The sequence below is a fragment of the Pseudovibrio sp. Alg231-02 genome (genome assembly GCF_900143565.1).
Classification (GTDB): domain Bacteria; phylum Pseudomonadota; class Alphaproteobacteria; order Rhizobiales; family Stappiaceae; genus Pseudovibrio.
The window spans coordinates 84,753-106,878 of sequence record NZ_FREX01000008.1; the positions used below are offsets into that span (position 1 = coordinate 84,753).

At 51.8% G+C, this 22,126-nt stretch carries 18 protein-coding genes; 17 read left to right on the forward strand and 1 reads right to left on the reverse strand.

The window, feature by feature from the left end; translation table 11 throughout:
- Positions 1-2: 2 nt before the first annotated feature.
- From nuoN to dnaE, 9 genes are all read left to right on the forward strand, one after another.
- The gene (gene nuoN / locus DHN43_RS19655; protein ID WP_057465600.1) at positions 3-1,445 is read left to right on the forward strand and encodes an NADH-quinone oxidoreductase subunit NuoN; all 1,443 of its coding nucleotides are present in this window, start codon (positions 3-5) and stop codon (positions 1,443-1,445) included.
- A 42-nt stretch (positions 1,446-1,487) separates the two neighbouring features.
- Entirely contained in the window at positions 1,488-2,228 is a 741-nt protein-coding gene (locus DHN43_RS19660) for a biotin--[acetyl-CoA-carboxylase] ligase (protein ID WP_208860436.1), read from the forward strand.
- A 237-nt stretch (positions 2,229-2,465) separates the two neighbouring features.
- Positions 2,466-4,133 (forward strand): ribonuclease J, encoded by a 1,668-nt coding sequence (locus DHN43_RS19665; RefSeq protein ID WP_108819759.1) that lies wholly within the window; start codon positions 2,466-2,468, stop codon positions 4,131-4,133.
- A gap of 234 nt (positions 4,134-4,367) precedes the next feature.
- The gene (gene mce, locus DHN43_RS19670; protein ID WP_057465598.1) at positions 4,368-4,772 is read left to right on the forward strand and encodes a methylmalonyl-CoA epimerase; all 405 of its coding nucleotides are present in this window, start codon (positions 4,368-4,370) and stop codon (positions 4,770-4,772) included.
- Between the two features lie 156 nt (positions 4,773-4,928).
- Positions 4,929-5,207, forward strand: coding sequence for a DUF1467 family protein (locus DHN43_RS19675; RefSeq protein WP_057465597.1), 279 nt, complete (start codon positions 4,929-4,931; stop codon positions 5,205-5,207).
- Between the two features lie 682 nt (positions 5,208-5,889).
- Entirely contained in the window at positions 5,890-7,215 is a 1,326-nt protein-coding gene (proS, locus tag DHN43_RS19680; protein ID WP_057465596.1) for a proline--tRNA ligase, read from the forward strand.
- Between the two features lie 224 nt (positions 7,216-7,439).
- Positions 7,440-8,663 (forward strand): lipoprotein-releasing ABC transporter permease subunit, encoded by a 1,224-nt coding sequence (locus DHN43_RS19690; protein ID WP_082597131.1) that lies wholly within the window; start codon positions 7,440-7,442, stop codon positions 8,661-8,663.
- Positions 8,663-9,394 carry an ABC transporter ATP-binding protein gene (locus DHN43_RS19695; RefSeq protein ID WP_208995529.1) on the forward strand — a complete coding sequence of 244 codons (732 nt, stop codon included), beginning with the start codon at positions 8,663-8,665 and terminating at the stop codon, positions 9,392-9,394. The genes DHN43_RS19690 and DHN43_RS19695 overlap by 1 nt, the downstream gene beginning before the upstream one ends.
- A 588-nt stretch (positions 9,395-9,982) precedes the next feature.
- Positions 9,983-13,417: a DNA polymerase III subunit alpha gene (dnaE, locus tag DHN43_RS19700; protein WP_108819761.1), complete on the forward strand. Its 3,435-nt coding sequence runs from the start codon at positions 9,983-9,985 to the stop codon at positions 13,415-13,417.
- Positions 13,418-13,523: 106 nt separating this feature from the next.
- On the opposite strand, the gene DHN43_RS19705 is transcribed toward dnaE, so the two are convergent.
- Complete coding sequence (locus DHN43_RS19705; RefSeq protein WP_108819762.1) at positions 13,524-14,210, reverse strand: hypothetical protein; 687 nt, start codon at positions 14,208-14,210, stop codon at positions 13,524-13,526.
- A gap of 357 nt (positions 14,211-14,567) precedes the next feature.
- Here DHN43_RS19705 and rpsB point away from each other — a divergent pair, with 357 nt between their 5' ends.
- From rpsB to rseP, 8 genes are all read left to right on the forward strand, one after another.
- A complete protein-coding gene (gene rpsB, locus DHN43_RS19710) occupies positions 14,568-15,365 on the forward strand; it encodes a 30S ribosomal protein S2 (protein ID WP_057465538.1) in 798 nt (265 codons plus the stop codon).
- A gap of 170 nt (positions 15,366-15,535) precedes the next feature.
- Positions 15,536-16,459, forward strand: coding sequence for a translation elongation factor Ts (gene tsf, locus DHN43_RS19715; protein ID WP_063289013.1), 924 nt, complete (start codon positions 15,536-15,538; stop codon positions 16,457-16,459).
- A gap of 65 nt (positions 16,460-16,524) precedes the next feature.
- Entirely contained in the window at positions 16,525-17,244 is a 720-nt protein-coding gene (gene pyrH / locus DHN43_RS19720) for a UMP kinase (RefSeq protein WP_057465535.1), read from the forward strand.
- Between the two features lie 98 nt (positions 17,245-17,342).
- Positions 17,343-17,900, forward strand: a complete 558-nt coding sequence (gene frr, locus DHN43_RS19725) for a ribosome recycling factor (protein ID WP_057465533.1) — start codon at positions 17,343-17,345, stop codon at positions 17,898-17,900.
- Between the two features lie 23 nt (positions 17,901-17,923).
- Positions 17,924-18,697: an isoprenyl transferase gene (locus DHN43_RS19730; RefSeq protein ID WP_063289012.1), complete on the forward strand. Its 774-nt coding sequence runs from the start codon at positions 17,924-17,926 to the stop codon at positions 18,695-18,697.
- Positions 18,697-19,587 carry a phosphatidate cytidylyltransferase gene (locus tag DHN43_RS19735; RefSeq protein WP_108819763.1) on the forward strand — a complete coding sequence of 297 codons (891 nt, stop codon included), beginning with the start codon at positions 18,697-18,699 and terminating at the stop codon, positions 19,585-19,587. The genes DHN43_RS19730 and DHN43_RS19735 overlap by 1 nt, the downstream gene beginning before the upstream one ends.
- A gap of 56 nt (positions 19,588-19,643) precedes the next feature.
- The gene (dxr, locus tag DHN43_RS19740) at positions 19,644-20,816 is read left to right on the forward strand and encodes a 1-deoxy-D-xylulose-5-phosphate reductoisomerase (protein ID WP_108819764.1); all 1,173 of its coding nucleotides are present in this window, start codon (positions 19,644-19,646) and stop codon (positions 20,814-20,816) included.
- A 39-nt stretch (positions 20,817-20,855) separates the two neighbouring features.
- A complete protein-coding gene (gene rseP, locus DHN43_RS19745) occupies positions 20,856-21,992 on the forward strand; it encodes an RIP metalloprotease RseP (RefSeq protein ID WP_063292464.1) in 1,137 nt (378 codons plus the stop codon).
- Positions 21,993-22,126: the final 134 nt, after the last annotated feature.

The following is a 22,126-nucleotide window of genomic DNA, read 5'->3' on the forward strand; positions in this document are numbered from 1 at the left end:
TCATGAATGCTGAGCTTCTAGCTATTCCTGATCTAATGCCGGTATTGCCCGAGATCCTTCTGGTTCTCGGCGCAATGGTCCTGCTGATGGTTGGAGCTTTTGGTGGAGAGAAATCCACTCCGCTGGTAACTGGTATCTGCGTTGCGTTGCTCACTGTTGCGGGTCTGATCCTGCTGGTGAGCCCGCATTACGGCACAACATTTGACGGCGCATTCGTACAGGACGCGTTCTCCCAGTATATGAAAATACTGGTGCTGATCGGGTCCGGCTTTGCGATTGCGATGTCCGTTGCTTACGCACGTTCTCAGAACTTTGACCGCTTTGAATACCCGATCCTTATCGTGATCGCGACCGTTGGTATGATGCTGATGCTTTCAGCCAACGATCTGATCTCCATGTATCTGGGTGTTGAGCTGCAGTCTCTGGCGCTTTACGTGGTGGCTGCGATTAACCGTGACTCTGTTCGTTCAACAGAGGCTGGCCTGAAGTACTTCGTCCTTGGCGCGTTGTCTTCCGGTATGCTGCTTTACGGTATGTCCTTCATCTACGGCTTTACTGGCCACACTGACTTTACTGGCATCGCGGCGGCTCTGACAGACGATCGTGCATCCCTTGGTCTGGTGTTCGGTATCGTGTTCATGCTGGCAGGTATTGCCTTCAAGATCTCTGCGGTTCCATTCCATATGTGGACCCCGGACGTTTATGAGGGTGCACCAACACCGGTTACTGCGTTCTTTGCTGCAGCACCTAAGATTGCTGCGTTCGGTATGCTGATCCGTGTGCTGGTTGAGCCTTTGGGCAATGTGACTACGGACTGGCAGCAGATCGTTGTGTTCATCGCTATCGCGTCCATGGGTCTTGGTGCCTTTGCTGCGATTGGTCAGAAGAACATCAAACGTCTGATGGCATACTCTTCCATTGGTAACATGGGTTACGCTCTGGTTGGTCTGGCAGCTGGTACTGAAGCTGGTGTCCACGGTCTGATCGTGTTCATGACTGCCTATCTTGCGATGACACTGGGTGCGTTTGCTTGCATCCTGTCCATGCGCCGCAAGGAAGGCATGGTTGAAGAGATCTCCGATCTTGCAGGTCTTTCCAAGACCAACCTGCCAATGGCAGTGTTGCTTGCAGTGATCATGTTCTCTCTGACCGGTCTGCCACCACTTATCGGCTTCTTTGGTAAGTTCTACGTGTTCATCGCTGCGATGGATGCAGGTCTTGCTCCATTGGTCGTGATTGGTCTGGTGACCAGCGTTGTGGCTGCTTACTATTACCTGCGTGTGATCAAGGTCATGTTCTTTGATGATGCGACTGGCGAGTTCCTGCCAATGTCCGGTGAAATGAAAATTGTGCTTGGTCTTTCCAGCGCAGTTGTCGGACTGTTCTTCATCATGCCGGAACCAATTATGAATGCGGCTGCCAATGCGGCTGGCGTTCTGTTCTAGTTTCCTATGATGAACCTTGGACAATTAAAAGACGAAGGCCCGGTGCGATCTGCACCGGGCTTTTGTTTTGAGTACTACGACCAGATCGGATCCACCAATACTCACGGCCTGCACAAGGCACGGGAAGGGCATCCAGGTAATCTGTGGGTCCGCTCCGATATTCAACTGAGCGGGCGCGGACGTCGTGGACGGGCGTGGACTTCGGAGACCGGCAATCTGTTTGCCTCAGTGTTGCTGCGGGTGGGTGTACAGAACGAGAAGATCGTTCAGCTGCCCTTTGTGGCTGCTCTTGCTCTTGGAGAGGCTATTGAACGGGCAACAGGTGCGCACAATCTGGTGCAGCTGAAGTGGCCGAATGATGTGCTCATCGACGGACAAAAAGTCTCTGGCATATTGCTTGAGAGCGAAAGTGGGCCTAATGGTGAGCTGTGCCTTGTGTGCGGTTTTGGCGTCAACGTGTCTCATCACCCAGATTTGGGTGATTATGCTGTTACAGATTTACGCAGCATGGGATACATGTGTGAGCCGCAACAGGTCTTTGACGCACTTGCGCAAAGTTTTGCACGATGGCTGGAAACGTGGAAAGCTGCCAGTGGGTTTGAAGAGATCAGATCTGCATGGCTGCGACGCGCCGTGGGGCGCGGGAAACCGATCCGTGTCCGCCTGAGCAATGAAGAGTTTTCCGGTGTCTTTATGGACATCGACCAAATGGGTCGCCTGATCGTCAAGATGGATCATGGTGGCGAGCGGCTGGTGACAGCCGGAGATGTTTTCTTTTCCTGAAGACGTGCAAAGCGTGTTCTGCTGGCTTTTTGAATACCAAGGCCACACGTCTGTCAGGACATAGAGCAAGTTGCGTTCATTAGCATTCACGCATCTCGCTCTTAGTTCTTTTGTTTGAGCGAATTCCTGTTGCTTGATTGGTCCCAATCAAACGGAACGCGCTCTAGAGTTTATACGCATATTCTCATTCCGAGAACCGGAACCATTTATTGGGGATATGCTTTGAAGGAGTCTTAGATGTCGAGCACTCAAGAGCTCGTATTCCTGCCTTTGGGCGGTGTTGGTGAAATTGGAATGAACCTTGGTCTTTATGGATATGGACCTGAGGACGACCGTCGCTGGCTGATTGTTGATTTTGGTGTCTCATTTGCCGGACCGGAATTGCCGGGTGTCGACCTTGTTCTGCCAGATATTCGTTTTCTGGAAGAAGAGCGGTCTCGCATTGATGGCATCGTCATTACGCATGCTCATGAAGACCATTACGGCGCATTGTCCTACCTCTGGAAGCGCTTGGAACTGCCGGTCTACGCGACCGAGTTCACTGCTCGCCTTCTGGAAGCCAAGCTGATTGGCGATGGTGCGGATTATGAAATTCCGGTGACCGTTGTTAATCAGGGAGATCGTTTCAAAGCCGGTATCTTTGATATTGAGATGGTGACCATGACCCACTCGATCCCGGAGCCGTGTGCTCTGGCTATTCGTGTTGGCGGTCAGCTGGTGTTGCATTCCGGTGACTGGAAGATCGATCTGACACCGGGCATTGGCAAGGCGATCGACCTTCAGCGTTTGCGTGAACTGGGAGATGAAGGCGTTGATGTCTTTGTCTGTGACAGCACCAATGCAGTCCGTGACGGGGTCAGCCCGAGTGAAGCGGATGTTAAGGAAGAGCTGACACGGATTATCAAAGAGGCACCGAACCGCGTTGCTGTGACCACGTTTGCCTCCAACGTTGCGCGTATGCGCGCGGTTGCAGAAGCGGCAATGGCGGCAGAGCGTGAGATTGTTGTGATTGGCAGGAGTATGCAGCGCACCGTCGAGATCGCGCGTGATCTGGGCTATCTTGATGGATTGGCGCCATTCCGTGATGAAGAGACCTATGGATCTTTGCCGCGTGATAAGGTTGTTGCTCTTTGCACTGGTTCGCAAGGCGAAGCGCGCGCTGCGATGGCCCGTATTGCAGGTGATCAGCACCGCCAGGTCGCGCTGTCTGCTGGTGATATGGTTATCTTCTCCAGTCGGACCATTCCAGGCAATGAGAAGGCTGTTTCCAATATCATCAACCAGCTGACCCACGAAGGGTTGAAGGTGGTGACAGATCGTGATGCGCTGGTGCACGTGTCTGGTCATCCGCGTCGTGGTGAGCTGGATCAGGTTTACAATCTTGTGCGCCCGAAGAAAGTTTTGCCGGTTCACGGTGAGCCGCTGCACCTGCAGTGTCATAAGGACTTTGCGATCAGTAAAGGCGTGAAGGACGTTAAGATCATCCGTGATGGCGACATGGTGCGCCTACATCCGGGTGGGCTTGAGGTCATTGATGAAGCACCTGCCGGTATTCTGGTTCGCGATGGTCATTTGATTGCAGCTCCTGAGGAAACTGGTGTTCAGGAACGGCGCAAGCTTTCTTATGGTGGCTGCGTGACGGTTTCGCTGATCGTGGATGGCCGTGGTGAGTTGCTTGGCGATATCGATGTGGTTCTGTTCGGGATGCCGGATGAGACTGAGAACGGGACACCGTTTGAGGATGCCGTTCGTGATGCTGTTTATGGAGCTGTGATTTCCATTCCAAAGAGCCGCCGCCGTGATGTGGAACTGGTGCGTGAAGCTGCCAGACGGGCGGGGCGTTATGCAGTTGTAGAGCATTGGGGCAAGAAGCCTCTTTGTAAAGCATTGGTGCAACGCGTCTGATCCTCAGACACATTTTTCGAGATAATCAAAGACCGCAAATGAGCATATCATCTGCGGCCTTTGACTTTTGATCCAATGGACTTTGTGAATGAAATCTGTTCCTTAGAACTCATAGGCGTTCATCTGCAGATAGGTGCTGTGCTCTGACATTTTGTTTGGGCAGCTTCTTGTCATTTGATTGTGTGCAATCGAATGGAACGCGCTCTAGAACAAAGAGTTATTGGGAGGACCGTCATGATTGGACGATTGAACCACGTCGCGATTGCCGTGTTGGATATGGAAGAAGGCCTGAAGGTGTATCGTGATGCACTCGGCGGCATTGCCTCAGAAAAAGTGGCACAGCCGGATCATGGTGTTTCGACCGTGTTTATCGAGCTTCCAAACACGAAGATCGAACTGCTGGAGCCGCTTGGCGAGAATTCTCCGATCTCCAAGTTTCTGGAGCGTAACACGCAAGGTGGTATCCATCACATCTGTTATGAAGTTGATGACATTCTTGCAGCGCGCGATCAGCTGGTTGCTAACGGAGCCCGGATTCTGGGTGATGGTGAGCCGAAGATTGGTGCACATGGCAAGCCGGTGTTGTTCTTGCACCCAAAAGACTTCCTTGGAACATTGACCGAGTTGGAACAGGCTTAAGTTTGCCTTGAAAGACTTGTGGTTTGAGGAAACTGGAAGGCTTTCGGTTCGGGCCTAATTCTTGTAGGTAAAAACCTGTAGTGCGCTGGTTGCTTTGTGATACAACAGTAAGGTGACCAGCTGCAGAAGAAACAAGAACGTTCCAGGAGCACATTTATGGCTACGCCGCTACTCGTTGCACTCTACTTTATGATGTGGTGGATTTTGTTCCTAGCCATTTTACCGTTTGGTGTTCGCACTCAGGCGGAAGAGGGCGAAGTTGTTCCGGGAACGACTGAAAGCGCGCCCAAAAATCCTCAGATGCTGAAGAAGGTGATCATCAACACGATTGTAACGACAATTGTGTTCGTTGCCTTCTATTGGTTCCTTGAGTCCGGCCTTGGCGCGCATCTGTTTCCACTTGTTGATCAATTAATGGGCAATGCTCCTTCCTGATTTTGGTTTTACACATCAATTGTGTGGCGTAAAATCAGCGAGTTACAGAGCAAATCCATCAAGTGTCAAAAAAAGCGATTCTCTGGAATCGCTTTTTTTGCGTTTAGAGGGGTGTTGTTAGAGAGACACTTGTCCCTGCTGTATTCAGACTCTGGTGAGTATGCTGATATGAGTAAACTGAATGCGGTATTCATAGAATATCATGGAGTGAAACGGCAGAAATTGGCGAAAAAAAAGCAAGGCCGAAGCCTTGCTGTTAGAACGAGTTCCGCGTCTAAATGTTCTCTTTGCACTTGCGTAGAGTGCCGGCTGCAACCAAACGGGCGCCCGAGAACCTTCCTCCCAAGACTAAAGATCGCGATACCTTGCAACACCGCTTAAGGGTGTTGTTTTTGTTGTTGAACAGACACTAACGTAATCACATTAGTTTGTCATCATTTTGTATCAATTCGCCGCAATTTTTTGCTTGCCTAAAATTTTAGCTATAATTTTTCGGAGATTCCGTGAGTTGAACCCAAAGGTGTAGGCAAAAAGCTGCGTGTATGGGGAAATATGTCTTAGAAAATTGGCATATAACCATGTTGGCAGTTACAACAGGCGTTCTGCTTGCTAAGAAGACATAGAAATGATGTTTGGTGGTGAGCCAGAGCTTGCGTGCCTTTAAACCTGAAGAGTTAAACTAATGCGTTTGTCCCGATATTTCCTGCCTATTTTGAAGGAAACTCCGAAAGAAGCCGAGATCGTATCGCACCGCCTGATGTTGCGTGCGGGTATGGTCCGTCAGCAGTCAGCCGGGATTTATGCATGGCTGCCGCTTGGCCACCGTGTGCTCAACAAGATTCAGCGTATTGTTGAAGAAGAGCAGAACCGCTCCGGTGCTGTCCAGCTGCTTATGCCAACCATTCAGCCTGCTGACCTGTGGCGCGAAAGTGGCCGCTATGATGCGTACGGCAAAGAAATGCTGCGCATTGAAGACCGTCATGAACGGGAAATGCTCTTTGGCCCAACCAATGAAGAGATGATCACTGACATCTTCCGCAGCTATGTGCGCTCCTACAAGGACCTGCCGCTGAACCTTTATCACATACAGTGGAAGTTCCGCGATGAAGTGCGTCCTCGTTTCGGCGTGATGCGCGGTCGTGAGTTCCTGATGAAGGATGCTTATTCCTTCGACCTGGACAAAGAGCGGGCAACAGAAGCCTACCGCCGCATGTTTGTCGCTTATTTGCGCACCTTTGCCCGCATGGGTCTGACTGCAATTCCTATGAAGGCGGACACTGGCCCAATCGGCGGCGACCTGTCTCACGAGTTCATCGTGCTGGCGTCTACCGGTGAGAGCGAAGTGTTCCTTGATAAGGATATTCTTGGCCTGCCAACTCCGGCGGAAGATATTGATTTCAATGGTGACCTTTCCGGCATTATTGAGCAGTGGACCACGCCTTACGCTGCAACTGATGAGATGCATGACGAAGCTGCCTTTGAGGCTGTTGCAGAAGACAAAAAGGTTTCTGCACGCGGTATTGAAGTTGGCCACATCTTCTACTTCGGCACCAAATACTCCGAGCCTATGGGCGCGAAAGTGATGACTGCTGAAGGCAAGGAACAGCCTGTTCACATGGGTTCCTACGGCATTGGTGTGTCCCGCCTGCTGGGCGCGATCATTGAAGCATGCCATGATGATGATGGCATTGTCTGGCCAAAAGAAGTTGCGCCGTTCCATGTTGGTTTGATCAACATGAAGGTTGGTTCTGAGTGCGATGAAGTTTGTGAGAGCGTTTACGCGGAGCTGGAAAAGGCGGGCGTTGAGGTTCTTTATGATGACCGCAAGACCAGTGCAGGCCAGAAATTTGCAAGCATGGATCTGATTGGTCTGCCATATCAGCTGGTTGTTGGCCCACGTGGTCTGAAGACTGGTGAAGTGGAAGTCAAAGACCGTGCAACTGGTGATCGCGAAATGTTGACCCCGGAAGCGGCTGTCAACAAACTGATTTCTGCCTTAAAAGGCTGATATCAGCGAAGCTTGGGGTAACTCAGCAGCTTCAATGGTATGCTAGGTGCCGGCGGCCTTTCTGCTGCCGGGCCTTTTTGCCAGAGCTTATGGCACTTGCTCTTCATGCTCCCTATATTCCACGGGGTAGTTGAACAGGCGGAAACGGAGAATAGTCTAGTATGACGGCAGAGATTCAGGCGGCTCATCCCGGAAAGAACCGGTGGTTTGCACCCTTTGAGTGGATGCTGGCAGGGCGTTATCTGCGCTCCAGACGCAAAGAAACTTTCATTTCAATTATTGCCGGTCTGTCCTTTTTGGGCATCACTTTGGGCGTTGCAACTCTGATTATCGTTATGGCGGTGATGAACGGGTTCCGTACGGAGCTGCTGACCAAAATTCTTGGCATCAACGGACACGTGCTCGTGCAGCCCATCGATAGCCCGCTCAATGACTATGAGGCGACCTCGGTCAAGCTGGCTGGCATCGACGGTGTTGATTTTGCTATGCCGTTTGTTGAAGGGCAGGCGATGATCTCCGGACCAAGCGCTGATCTGGGCGCTTTGTTCCGCGGTGTTCATAAGGCTGATCTTGATAAACTGGATCTGGTGTCCGGGAACGTTCTGCTTGGAACGCTGGATGGGTTTGATGATGGTGAAGGTGTTGCCATTGGCTCTCGTCTTGCGCGTCAGCTGGGTGTGACTGTTGGTGATACGGTTCGCGTGATTACGCCGCGTGGCAGCATCACGCCGATGGGGATGACCCCGCGCGTGAAGGGCTATCCGGTCTCTGCGATCTTCCAGATTGGCATGAGCGAATATGATGGTACGATTGCCTTCATGCCGTTTAATGAAGCACAGCTGTACTTCAATAAAGAAGGTCTGGCGACGGGCATTGAGGTCTATGCTGATGACCCGGATGCTGTTGGTCCGCTGCGACCTGTCATTGAAGAAGAGGCTGGACGGCCTGTGTTCGTTTCTGACTGGCGCCAGCGCAATATGACGTTCTTCTCAGCGCTTGAGGTTGAGCGTAACGTGATGTTCCTGATCCTCACGCTGATTGTTCTTGTTGCGGCTTTGAATATCATTTCCGGCATGACCATGCTTGTGAAAGATAAGGGCCGTGATATCGCCGTGCTGCGTACGATGGGTGCAACTCGCGGCGCGGTGATGCGGATCTTCATCATCACGGGGGCCAGCATTGGAACCATTGGTACGTTTGCCGGGTTTATTTTGGGTACTGTGGTGTGCTGGAACATTGAGAGCATTCGCCAGGGGATTTCCTGGTTGACCTCGACCGAGCTGTTCTCGCCTGAGCTTTACTTCCTTTCAAAGCTGCCGGCTGAAATGAATCCAAGTGAGACGACCAGTGTTGTTATTATGGCTTTGGTCTTGAGCCTGCTTGCTACGATTTACCCTGCCTGGCGCGCAGCCCGGCTCGATCCTGTTGAGGCTTTGCGCTACGAATGATGAATAAACCAACAAAACCGGTTTCTGGTGTTTCGCTTAAGGGTGAGGAACGCGTTCCTGTTCTGAGTTTGAAGAATGTTGTCCGCGGTTATGTTGAGGGCAACAGCAAACTGGAAATTCTGAAGGGCGCTGACCTTAACCTCTATGAAGGGGAAATGGTTGCGCTCGTGGCGCCCTCCGGCGCAGGTAAGTCTACGCTGATGCATCTGGCTGGCCTTTTGGAAATGCCGCAGAGCGGTGAGGTGCTGATTGGCGGGCGGGAATGTTCCAAGCTCAATGATGATGCGCGCACAGCCATTCGGCGGACTGAGGTGGGCTTTGTCTACCAGTTCCATCAGTTGCTGCCTGAATTTACTGCGCTGGAAAACATTGCGTTGCCGCAGATGATTTGCGGACTGAAACGTCAGGATGCAGAAGAGCGCGCGCGCCAGCTGCTCTCTTATATGCGTTTATCTGAGCGGGAAACTCATCGTCCGGCTGAGCTTTCCGGTGGTGAGCAGCAGCGTGTTGCGATTGCGCGTGCGGTTGCCAATGCACCGCGTGTTCTGTTGGCGGATGAGCCAACGGGGAACCTTGATCCGAACACCTCGCAGTATGTGTTTGAGGCACTGACTGCGCTGGTTCGTGCCTCCGGTGTGGCGGCCTTGCTGGCAACCCACAATCTGGAAATTGCAAAACAGATGGACCGACGGATTACACTGCGCGAAGGCAAGGTGGTCGAGCTTCCTTAAATTGGAAACGAGAGTGCGTTCCATTGAGAATCAAATGCCAGCGACCTGTTCGCTGGCATTTTTGTTTTTGGGAGATGTTCTTGTTTTGATGCCTGTTGTTCTCTCTGTCTGAGTGCTCAAGCAAGGCTGGTGTTCCGCGATACTTACCTGCGGCGTTAACGCTGATTGATTCAGCAACTTGTTGAGTTGCTGAGGGAAATACCTTGCTGTGTTTGAGTGGTGATGTTGGAGGAGGAATGCGTATACCACTCATTAACTATGAGTTTGACCCAGCCAAATTAAGGGTTGAAAGAATGAGAACATTGATAGAACATAACGAATACAAATAGGGTTCAAAATAAGGGTGTTTGTTATGTCATTTGTACTTCGTGAAGCAGCAGCATTCGGTTCTATCGTTCTTTTTGCAAGCAGTTGCCTGATGTGGGGTGATGCGCTGACCCGGATGCTTCCTTAGAAAATACTGAGGAAGAGAGGTTGGGAAACTCGGGATAACCGGTGGTGCGATTTGCCAGGCAATTGCATTTTGCTTTTGGGTCCTCCAAATGAGGTGCTACTGTCGCACATACCTTGCGAACCAAAAGGCTCCAGATGTCATCTCCAGGTTTCGTCCATCTCCGTGTTCACTCGGCTTATTCATTGCTGGAAGGAGCTCTCCCAATTGGAAAGCTGCTTGATCTGGCTTCCAAGGATGAACAACCGGCGCTGGCCATTACTGACAGCGGGAACTTGTTTGGTGCGCTTGAGTTTTCTGAAAAAGCTTTTGGCGCGGGTATACAGCCTGTCATTGGTTGTCAGATATCGGTGACCTTTGACGATCAGCCTGACGCGGTGGGAGATGAAGCCGTCAGTGATCTGGTTTTTCTTGCCGTGAATGAAGGGGGCTATGAGAACCTCATGGATCTTGTATCAAGAGCCTTTCTTGATACAGAGCCGGGGCTCAAAGCCAATGTTCCTCTTTCACGTGTGTTGGGTAAATCCGATGGCTTGATTGTTCTGAGCGGTGCGAGTGATGGCCCGATTAACTCGCAACTGCGAGAGGGGCATGTTGATCTTGCCAAGTCTCGCCTAGAGGTTTTGCAGTCCACATTTGGCGATCGTCTTTATGTGGAACTGCAGCGCCACAATATGAAAGGCGAGGAAGATGTTGAGCCTGCGCTCCTGAACCTTGCCTATGATCTGAATATTCCAATTGTTGCGACCAACGAGGCTTATTTCCCTAATCCGGATGATTATGAAGCGCATGATGCCCTGATCGCGATTTCCGAAGGTCGTGTTCTTGTCGAGACGGATCGCCGTCAGCTGACGCCGGATCATTGCTTCAAAACCCGTGAGCAGATGATGGAGCTGTTCTCCGATCTTCCGGAGGCGCTTGAGAACTCCGTGGCGATTGCGCGGCGCTGCCATTACCGGCCTTTGAAGCGAGATCCTATTCTGCCACGCTTTGCTGGTGCGGATGCTGATGCTGGCGAAGCGGAGCGTGCCGAGGCGGAAGAGCTGACGCGGCAGGCGAAGGAAGGCTTGCAGGCGCGTCTCGATCTGCATGGGCTGGCACCTGACCTTGAAGAGAAAGATTACTGGGACCGTCTGGATTATGAGCTTGGCATCATTATCCGTATGAAGTTTCCTGGATACTTCCTGATCGTTGCGGACTTTATCAAGTGGGCGAAGAATGAGGACATTCCTGTGGGACCGGGGCGTGGTTCCGGTGCGGGGTCGCTTGTTGCCTGGTCACTGACCATCACCGATCTTGACCCAATGCGGTTCTCGTTGCTGTTCGAGCGCTTCCTGAATCCGGACCGCGTGTCCATGCCGGATTTCGACATCGACTTTTGTCAGAACCGTCGTGAAGAAGTGATCCGTTATGTGCAGCGCAAGTATGGCCGCGAGCAGGTGGCACAGATCATCACCTATGGAACGCTGCAGGCCAAGGCGGTGCTGCGCGACGTGGGCCGTGTTCTGCAAATGCCATATGGTCAGGTGGACCGCCTAAGTAAACTGGTGCCCGGCAACCCGGCCAATCCGTGCACATTGCCAGAGGCCTTGGAGCAGGAGCCGCGGCTGCGTGAAGCAGCCAAGCAGGAAGAGGTTGTCGATCGCCTTTTGAAGATGGCGCAGAAGCTGGAAGGACTTTATCGTCACGCGTCTACCCACGCGGCGGGTGTGGTGATTGGGGACCGTCCGCTGGAGCAGCTGGTACCGCTTTACCGAGATCCTCGTTCTGACATGCCTGTTGCTCAGTTCAACATGAAATGGGTTGAAGCGGCCGGTCTGGTCAAGTTTGACTTTTTGGGTCTGAAAACGCTGACAGTGATTGATACTGCGGTTTCGCACATCAAGAAGCGCGGTATTGAAGTTAAGATCGATGAAATACCGATTGATGACCCCGCGACCTATAAGCTTCTGGCTGCTGGTGAGACGGTTGGTGTGTTCCAGCTGGAAAGTCAGGGCATGCGCCGCGCCATTGCTGGTATGCGGCCTGACCGGTTTGAGGATATCATTGCTCTGGTGGCGCTCTATCGCCCGGGCCCAATGGACAATATCCCGATCTACAACGCGGTAAAACATGGCGAGCAGGAGCCTGATTATCTCCACCCGTTGCTGGAGCCAATCCTGACCGAGACAAACGGCATTATCGTTTATCAGGAACAGGTGATGCAGATTGCTCAGGTGCTGTCTGGTTACTCTCTTGGTGAAGCGGATTTGCTGCGCCGTGCGATGGGTAAGAAGATCGCGGCTGAAATGGAGATCCAGCGCGCCCGCTTTGTTGAGGGGGCGGTTGAGCAGAAGGTCGATAAAAATCAGGCCGGGATGATCTACGATCTGGTGGCCAAGTTCGCGAACTACGGTTTTAACAAATCCCACGCGGCTGCTTATGCGCTTGTGGCCTATCAAACTGCATGGCTGAAAGCGAATTATCCGGTTGAGTTCCTCGCCGGCATCATGACGCTTGATCTGGGTAATACGGACAAGTTGAGTGACTTCCGTCAGGAAGCGGTGCGTATGGGTATCGAGGTCGTGCCACCCTCCGTCAATAAATCCGGTGTGCATTTTGGCGTGCTTGACGGCAAGATCGTTTACGCTATGGGTGCGATCAAAGGTGTGGGCGAGCAGGCGGTTGAACACATTGTTGATGTGCGTGGAGATGAACCGTTTAAGGATCTGGGTGACTTTGCAACGCGTATCAGTCCGAAGGTTCTTAATAAGCGCACGATCGAGAATCTCATCGCTGCTGGCGCATTTGACGAACTTAATCCAAACCGTGCGCAGTTGCTTGACGGTCTGGATCGCATCATCGGGATGGCACAGCGGACGGAAGAGAATAAGACATCTGGTCAAAATGATTTCTTTGGCGGAGACAATGCGCCAGAGCCTTTGATCCTCAATCCGACAGACCCTTGGCTGCCATCCGAGCGGCTGCAAAAAGAATATGCGGCGGTCGGCTTTTACATTTCAGCCCATCCGCTCGATGAGTATCGCGAGCTGTTCACCAAGTTGCGTGTGCAGCTTTGGAAAGATTTTGAGCGCTCTGTGAAGGCTGGGTCTTCCGCAGGGCGTCTTGCAGGCACTGTGACAGCAAAGCAGGAGCGCAAGACCCGTACCGGCAACCAGATGGGCATCGTTCGTATTTCTGATCCGACCGGGCAGTATGAAGCGGTGATGTTCTCTGAGACGCTGAACCAATGCCGCGATTTGCTGGAGCCGGGGCAATCTGTTGTGCTGCTGGTGCAGGCAGATATGCGTGATGAGGAAGTCAGTGTTCGCATTTCACAGGTAGAGCCGCTGGAGAAAGTGGCGGGCAGGGTGCATCGAACCCTGCGAATTTTCCTCGGATCCAGTGAACCGATCCAGAGTTTGCAGCGCCAACTCCGCCGCGGCGGTGATGGTGAAGTGAGCTGCGTTGTGCTGCTGGATAACGGTCAGCGCGAAGTGGAGGTCAAACTCCCCGGAAACTATCAGCTTTCACCGCAACTGTCTGGTGCGTTGAAAACCCTACCGGGCGTGATGGACGTCCAGATGTCCTAGGATGCTTCGGTATATGCAAAAAAAGAACCCCGCGGAAGATGTTCGGCGGGGTTTTCTATTTTAGAGCATGTTGCGTTTATTGGTGTTCATGCCAGTTGCTCCGATACTAAAAGATTTTCTGTATGACCTGTTCAGCGCAGGAGTAACCGAGGTTTCTGGCGAAGCGGTCTACACTCTTTTGTCCTTTCTCAGCCAGATCAGTTAAATCGGCATGATCAGTAACGTTGCAGGTTGAGGCAGCGAGGATTTTGCCATCCTTGGCGGAAACCAGGAGTGCGCGTCCGCGGTAGCGGTAAGCGAGATTTGCGAACCAGCCTGCGCCCTGCATTTCTGACTGATAGGTGACAGTTGATACATCCAAGTAATAACCAGAGTAACCGGTTTCTCTGGCGAGCTTTGTGAGAGCTTTTGCGCGTTTCTCCTCGCTGATGGTCGGTTTGCTATATGGGCCCTTGATCGTGCCCTTAAAGCGGAACTTGTGGGTGCTCTGCAGATATTTGGTCAACCGGTCGCGCATGGCGGTTTGTGGATCGTGCTTCGCTGCGGGAATGGAGGCCATCTCGCCATAGGCGCCAGAGGCTGCATTCATGGCTGTGGTCACAACAATACCCAGCAGACCATGCTGGATGCCATGGGTGTTGATGTGACCTTCTCTCACATGTCGGTTTTTGATGGGCTTTACTGAGGATTTGGAGATCGTCTTTGCATCAATGTCCGAGAGCTTGACGGTTTTGGCGCAGCCACTCAATGTCAAAGCCACAAGTGCTGCTACTATCAGTTTGTTTGGTGCCATTTTAAAATGTGTCCGAATTGAGTCGTTTTGTTGATGTTTTGTTAACTATAACTTTTCGGAATTACTAATATGTAATGCGCATACCCACAGTTTGGTTTGGTGTCTGGTTGCTGTGGTGGAGATGATAAAATTTGTAGTTGTGCAAACAGGGCTGGAGAGTATCTGTTTTACTAATTCGGGCCTATGTGTTGATCTTAATCCTTGAGTGCTTGATCTTCTTGAAAAGGGGTTCTATAAGCGCCCCATCCCGCACGCAGGGCGGGGTTTGTCCTTGTGGCGAGCTCCATCCGGTTAGAGAGTTGCACGGTTGTGCTGCCCTGCGGAGGATTAAACCGGAAAACTAAGGAGAATAAAGGCATGGCTTTGCCTGATTTTACTATGCGTCAGCTTCTTGAAGCAGGCGTCCACTTTGGTCACCAGAAGCACCGCTGGAACCCAAAGATGAACAACTACATCTTCGGTGTTCGCAACAACATTCACATTCTTGATCTTGGTCAGACAGTTCCGCTTCTGCACCAGGCTCTTAAAGCTGTGTCTGACACTGTTGCTGCTGGTGGTCGCGTGCTTTTGGTTGGTACCAAGCGCCAGGCTCAGGAAGCTGTTGCAGAAGCTGCTCGCAACTCTGCTCAGTACTACGTAAACGCTCGTTGGCTCGGCGGCATGCTGACCAACTGGAAGACGATCTCTCAGTCCATCCAGCGTCTGCGTAAAGTTGAAGAACTGCTCGACGGTGGTGATGCAAACCGCATGACCAAAAAAGAGCGTCTGTTCCTTGACCGTGAGCGTCAGAAGCTTGAGCGCAACCTTGGTGGTATTAAAGACATGGGCGGTATTCCCGACCTGATCTTTGTTATCGACACCAACCGCGAAGCTAACGCAATTCAGGAAGCTCGTCGTCTGGGCATTCCGGTTGCTGCGATCCTGGATTCCAACTGTGATCCAGATGGCATTACTTACCCTGTACCGGGTAACGATGATGCTGGTCGTGCAATTACTCTTTACACAGACCTGATCGCACGCGCTGCTATTGACGGCATCGCACGCGCATCCGGTTCTATGGGTATCGATCTCGGCGAATCTGAAGAACTCCTTGAAGAGCCTGTTCTTGCTGAAGAAGCTGCTCCTGCAGCTGAAGCTGACAAGAGCGAAGGCTAAGGTTTTCTCTCGGGAAGCGCATTTATGCGCTTCCCCTCCAGTTTTTATGTGATTTTTCGTCTGTTTTACTGCGAAGGGTCACGGTCGCTATGCGATAAATCGGATGAATCCGCAGGGAAGTCGGCTTCCTCTGATTTTTTTATGACACACTCCCGTCCATGAGGCGTACGATGAGCATTACCGCTGCTATGGTAAAAGAGCTCCGCGAAACAAGCGGTGCTGGCATGATGGATTGTAAAGCTGCCCTGAAAGAAACAGGCGGTGATATGGAAGCAGCTGTTGACTGGCTGCGTACCAAAGGCCTTGCAAAGGCTGCTAAGAAGGCTGGCCGTGTTGCGGCTGAAGGTCTTGTCGCAGTTGCTGCAGATGGCAACAAAGCTGTTGTTGTTGAGGTTAACTCCGAAACAGACTTCGTTGCTCGTAACGAAAACTTCCAGAAGCTGGTTCGCGATATCGCTGCAACCGCGCTTACTGTTGATGGTGACGTTGAGAAGCTTGCTGCAGCACCTTACCCAGGTTCTGATAAGAGCGTTGAAGGCGAGCTGAAGGAAGCTGTTGGCACCATCGGTGAAAACATGACCCTTCGTCGTTCTGCTGGTCTGTCTGTTTCTGAAGGTGTTGTTGCTTCTTACATGCACAACGCTGCTGGCGACGGCCTTGGCAAAATCGGTGTTCTGGTTGCTCTTGAATCTGCAGGTGATGCAGACAAGCTGGCAGCTTTGGGTAAACAGATTGCAATGCACGTTGCAGCGACCAACCCAATGGCACTGAACACTGACGAGCTGGACGCGGACGCTGTTGAGCGTGAGCGCACTGTTTACATGGAACAGGCTCGTGAGTCTGGTAAGCCTGAAAGCATCATCGAGAAGATGGTTGAAGGTCGCCTGCGTAAGTTCTATGAAGAAGTTACACTGGTTAAGCAGTCTTTCGTTATCAACCCTGATCTGACTGTAGAGAAGGCCGTTGAAGAAACAGCTAAAGAAATCGGTTCTCCAATCAAACTCACCGGCTTTGTTCGCATCGCCCTTGGTGAAGGTATTGAAAAAGAAGAATCAGACTTCGCAGCTGAAGTTGCTGCTGCTGCTGGTAACTAATTTATTGAGGGCGTCGACTCAGTCGACGCCCTCTTTGTATCTGGATGCATGAAAAGAGGTTTACTATGTCTGAGGGTGTTCGCTGGAAACGAGTTCTTCTGAAACTTTCAGGGGAAGCGCTGATGGGCGACCAGGACTTTGGTATCGATCCAAAGGTGGTTGAACGGGTAGCAGCGGAAATTTCAGAGGCTGTAAATCTGGGTGCCCAGTTCGGCATTGTTGTTGGTGGCGGTAACATCTTCCGCGGTGTGGCTCTGGCAGCCAAAGGCGCAAACCGTGTTACCGGCGACCATATGGGTATGCTGGCAACCATTATGAATTCGCTCACGCTTGCCGATGCGCTTCGTCAGCGCGGTATTCAGGCGCGTGTGCTTTCCGCTGTTCCGGTGCCGTCGATTTGTGAGAGCTTTACTCAGCGCGGCGCAGAGCGTTACATGGAAGACGGGGACGTTATTCTGTTTGCCGGTGGTACGGGCAATCCGTTCTTTACCACTGATTCTGGTGCGGCACTGCGTGCGGCAGAGATGCAGTGTGATGTGTTCCTCAAGGGTACCAGTGTTGATGGCGTTTATGACGCTGATCCTAAGCTTAAGCCTGATGCAAAGCGTTTTGACACGCTTACACCGGGGGAAGTTCTTGAAAAGAACCTTAAAGTCATGGATGCGACCGCGATTGCACTTGCCCGGGACAACTCTATTCCTGTAGTTGTCTTTTCCATCAAGACCTCCAGCGCGCTTGTTAATGTGCTGCGCGGGCAGGGGCTGTTTACGGTCATTGAAGACTAACAGACACCAGCTGGTGTCTTAACTGTCGGATTTTGACCCGGGCCGGTTTTTAGTTTTGGAATGCCGGTCCGTTAAAATGATAGGTGAAAGAGGAAATTATGTCAGAGCTGGACTATGACGATCTTGACCGCCGCATGAATGGTGCGATCACAGCTTTGAAGCATGAATTTGCTGGTCTTCGTACTGGTCGTGCTTCTGCAAGTATGCTGGACACAATCACTGTGGAGGCTTATGGCGCTCCAATGCCGATCAACCAGGTCGCGACAGTCAGTGTTCCAGAGCCGCGCATGATTTCTGTTCAGGTCTGGGATCGTTCCATGATGCAGGCCACTGAAAAAGCTATCCGTGAATCCAGCCTTGGTCTGAACCCGGTTGTGGATGGCATGGTGCTGCGTTTGCCAATTCCTGAGCTTAATGAAGAGCGTCGTCAAGAACTTGTCAAAGTTGCGCATAAATTTGCCGAGCAAGCGAAGATCGCTGCACGTCATGTTCGCCGCGATGGCATGGAAACCATCAAAAAGCTCGAAAAAGCTGGTGAGATGGGGGAAGACGATGCGCGGTCAGCTTCTGACAGGGTTCAGAAGATGACTGACGACATTATTGGTGAAGTTGATTCTGTACTTGCCAAAAAAGAACAGGAAATCAAGCAGGTTTAATCCTGTTTGCAAGCGGGGGCTATATGGCGGCGAGCGTTGAATTTGAGGCGGTTGATGCAAATTCCGAAATCGGACTTTTGAGTGTGCCTCGTCACGTCGCCATCATTATGGATGGTAATGGCCGTTGGGCAACTCGCCGGGGCCTTCCGCGCACTGAAGGGCATCGGCGCGGTGTGAAAACACTGCGCGAAGCCGTTAAACACGCACAAAAGCGCGGGATCTCCTACCTGACGCTTTTTAGCTTTTCTTCTGAGAACTGGGCGCGCCCGCAACAGGAAGTTTCTTTCCTGCTGGCCTTGCTGCGCCGGTTTGTACGCGATGACATTAAGGAACTCACCAAGACTAATGTGAGGGTTCGTGTCATCGGGTCCAAAGAAAATCTCGATAAATCTATGCTGACCCTGCTTAATGATGCGGAACGAGAGACCGCTCATTGTACCGGGCTGGTGCTGGTTATTGCTTTTAACTACGGAGCGCGGGACGAGTTTGTCCGAGCTGCACGGCAACTGGCGCAGCGCGTGGAAGCTGGTGAGTTGAGAGCTGCTGACATTGGGGAGGATGATGTCAGCACTTGTCTGGATACCCGTGATATTCCGGATCCAGACCTCATAGTCCGCACAGGGGGAGAGCAGAGACTTTCCAACTTCCTGTTGTGGCAGGCTGCTTATGCCGAATTTTATTTTGCTCCGACGCCCTGGCCTGAGTTTAACTCTGATGCTTTTGATGATGCTTTGCTGGCGTTCTCTAACCGTGACCGGCGGTATGGGGGTTTGAGCTCTGACGCGACTGGGACGTAATGCCTGACAAAAACAATCAGAACAATTCTGAAGGCGCTTCCGGAGGAATTATCCGGCGCGTGCTAAATGCAAATCCTGATTTGCTGGTACGCGCTCTTTCTGCAGTTATTCTTGCTCCTGTCGCGCTGGCGCTGACATGGGCAGGTGGCTTCTGGTTTGCTGGCCTCGTGCTTGTTGGCATGCTGATTGTTTACTGGGAATGGTACAAGATCATTTTGCAAAACACTCAGCGACCTGTTGTGCTGCTGGGCTATCTGTTTCTCCTCTTCATTGGCTTTAGTTACTTTCAGGCGCAACCGCTCTGGATTGCCGGAGCGCTGATTGCTGGCGCCGCGGTACTTTACGGTGCTGGCGGTTTTGACCGGACGGCGCGCTGGGTGAGTGAGGGCTACGTTTACGCTGGCCTGACCTTTGTCTCATTGCTTGCGCTGCGGGAAGGGGATGAAGGGCTTTTCTTCATCATCTATCTCTTCCTTGTGGTCTGGGGAACCGATATTGCGGCCTATGTGTGTGGTCGCAGCTTTGGCGGACCTAAGCTTTGGCCTGCTGTTTCTCCAAACAAAACCTGGAGCGGTGCTATTGGTGGCGTGGTTTTTTCTTCGCTTTTAGGAATGGGCTTTGTTGCTGTTGCAGGTGGTTCTCAGCTGGTCTGGGCTTTGGGGCTTGCTGTTGTTCTTTCTGCAGTCTCTCAGCTTGGAGACCTGTTTGAAAGCTCCATGAAGCGCCGCTTTAAGGTGAAAGACTCCAGTCGCCTTATTCCCGGGCATGGTGGGCTGCTTGATCGCGTTGATGGCCTTGTCGCTGCCGCTGTGTTTGCTTATGTGGTTGGTGTAGTGTTTGGCGGTCAGCTGTTCGATCCAAATGCAGGGTTGATGCTGTTTGCATCCTGATACTGCTGATTTTTGTGCTTCGCCCACGGTTCTGTTGATTTGCAAGGGTTGTTGATATGACAAAATCTCTCAGTGTGTTGGGAGCAACCGGATCGGTTGGAGCCAGTACGCTCAAAGTTATTGCGCACAGCCCTGAGCGTTATGACGTCAATGCACTTGTTGCAGGCCGCAATGTTGATGCGCTTGCGAAGGCGTGCCGGGAGACTGGCGCAAAGCGTGCGGTCATTGGTGATGCCTCCAAATACGAAGATCTTAAAGCGGCACTCGCCGGTACTGGCGTTGAGGTTTCTGCTGGTCGTGAGGCTGTGCTGGAGGCGGCTAGCCAGAAGGTGGATGTGCTGGTTTCTGCTATGGTGGGAGCCGCAGGGCTGGAGCCGACCATTGAGGGGATCAAGGCAGGCAGCAATATCGCTCTTGCCAACAAAGAAACCATGGTGTGTGCAGGCACGATTGTGTGTGAGCTGGCTGAAAAGCATGGCTCCAAACTGCTGCCGATGGATTCAGAGCATAATGCTATTTTTCAGGTGTTTGATCAGGATGACCCCAAAGCTGTCGACAAAGTGATTGTCACAGCTTCCGGTGGACCATTCCGAACATCGACACTGGATGAGATGCGTGTTGCGACGCCTGAGGTGGCGCTGAAGCATCCAAACTGGTCCATGGGGCGGCGGATTACCATTGATAGTGCTTCGATGGTGAACAAAGGTCTTGAGCTGATTGAAGCCTATCATCTGTTCCCTATTACCGCTGATCAGCTGGATGTGGTTGTCCATCCACAATCAATTGTCCATGGCATGGTTAGATATTGTGATGGGTCATTATTGGCCCATATGGCGGTTCCGGACATGTGCGGGCCAATTGCTCATTGTCTGGCATACCCAACCCGAAAGACGGCTCCGGTTGCGGATCTTGATCTGGGGATGATTGGGCGTCTGGACTTTGAAAAGCCTGATTTTGAGCGTTTTCCTGCGCTGTCACTTGCACGTAAAGTGATGGAACTTGGCGATGGGGCAGGGACGATTTTTAACGCAGCTGACGAAGTGGCGGTGGAAGCCTTCCTTGGACGGAAGATCGGCTTCCTCCAGATCCCAGAGCTTCTTGAGGATGTTCTGAATCGGCTTCATACGCAAAATATGCTAGATTGTTCAGATCAGCTGGAGGAGATTCTTCAGTTGGATCAGGTAGCGCGTCGAGTTGCAAACGAAGTTATTGGGAAGATGGCCGCCTAATCCGGCGCTTCCTTTAAAAAATAAGGTAAGGCTGTTCGCATGGACGTTCTGAGTTCAGTTCTTGGTGGTTCGCTCGGAGTCATCATTCCCTTCTTGGCTGTGCTTACTGTGGTTGTTTTCTTCCATGAGCTAGGGCATTTCCTCGTCGCGCGTTGGTGCGGGGTGAAGGTTCTTGCATTCTCAGTCGGGTTTGGACCGGAACTGTTGGGTCGCAATGACAAGCATGGGACGCGCTGGAAGGTCTGTGCCATTCCGCTGGGTGGCTATGTGAAGTTCTCAGGTGATGAGAATGCTGCAAGCGTGCCAGACCGTGATGAGCAAGCCAAAATGGATGAGGAGATGCGCCGGACTGCGTTCTTCGCGAAGAACCCGTGGCAGCGCTCCGCAATTGTGGCCGCAGGGCCTATTGCCAATTTTATCCTCGCTATTCTTATCTTTGCAGGAATGTTTGGATTTTTAGGAAAATTTGAAACATTGCCACGTGTGGATCAGGTGCGACCTGGTAGTGCGGCTGAAATGGCCGGCATTTTGCCAGGGGATTTGATCCTCTCGATTGATGGCAATCCAGTAGAAAGTTTCAATGATGTGCAGCGGGTCGTGACGGCGAGTGCGGGCGTTCCGATGCAGATCGATGTGGAGCGCGGGGATGCTGTCGAGCGCCTTACTGCAACGCCAGAACTACAGGAAATCAGTGATGGTTTTGGGAATACGCAGAAGGTTGGAATTCTTGGAATTCAGCGAAATACTTCTCAGGAAGATATCATAGTCAAGCGTTTTGGCCCGGTGGAAGCCGTGGGTGAAGGGGTAAAAGAGACATGGTACATTCTTGATAGGACATTAGGTTATATTGGCGGTCTTTTCCTCGGTAAAGAAGATCCGGACCAACTAGGTGGTCCGATTCGCGTAGCGCAAATTTCCGGGCAAGTTGCGACCCATGGTATTTTACCGCTAATTAACCTTACCGCAGTTTTGTCAATTTCTATTGGTTTACTCAACCTTATGCCTGTTCCCATGCTGGATGGCGGGCATCTGCTGTACTACATCATCGAGATCGTAAGGGGTAAGCCGTTGAGTGAAAAACTGCAGGATTTCGGGTTCCGGATAGGAATCACTCTGGTTCTGCTTCTAATGGTTTTTGCGACCTGGAATGATCTGCGGTCGATAATCGGCTCTTAGGTAAGTTGCGTAACCAAAGGTTGGGCAAAGGATTGGGCAAATTGCATTAAATCCAGTTGTGTCGCCTTGCTTTACTCTGAAAACCTTGTACAAAGTTCCTAGGTGTTTCAGATTCTATCCATTACCCTGAGGCG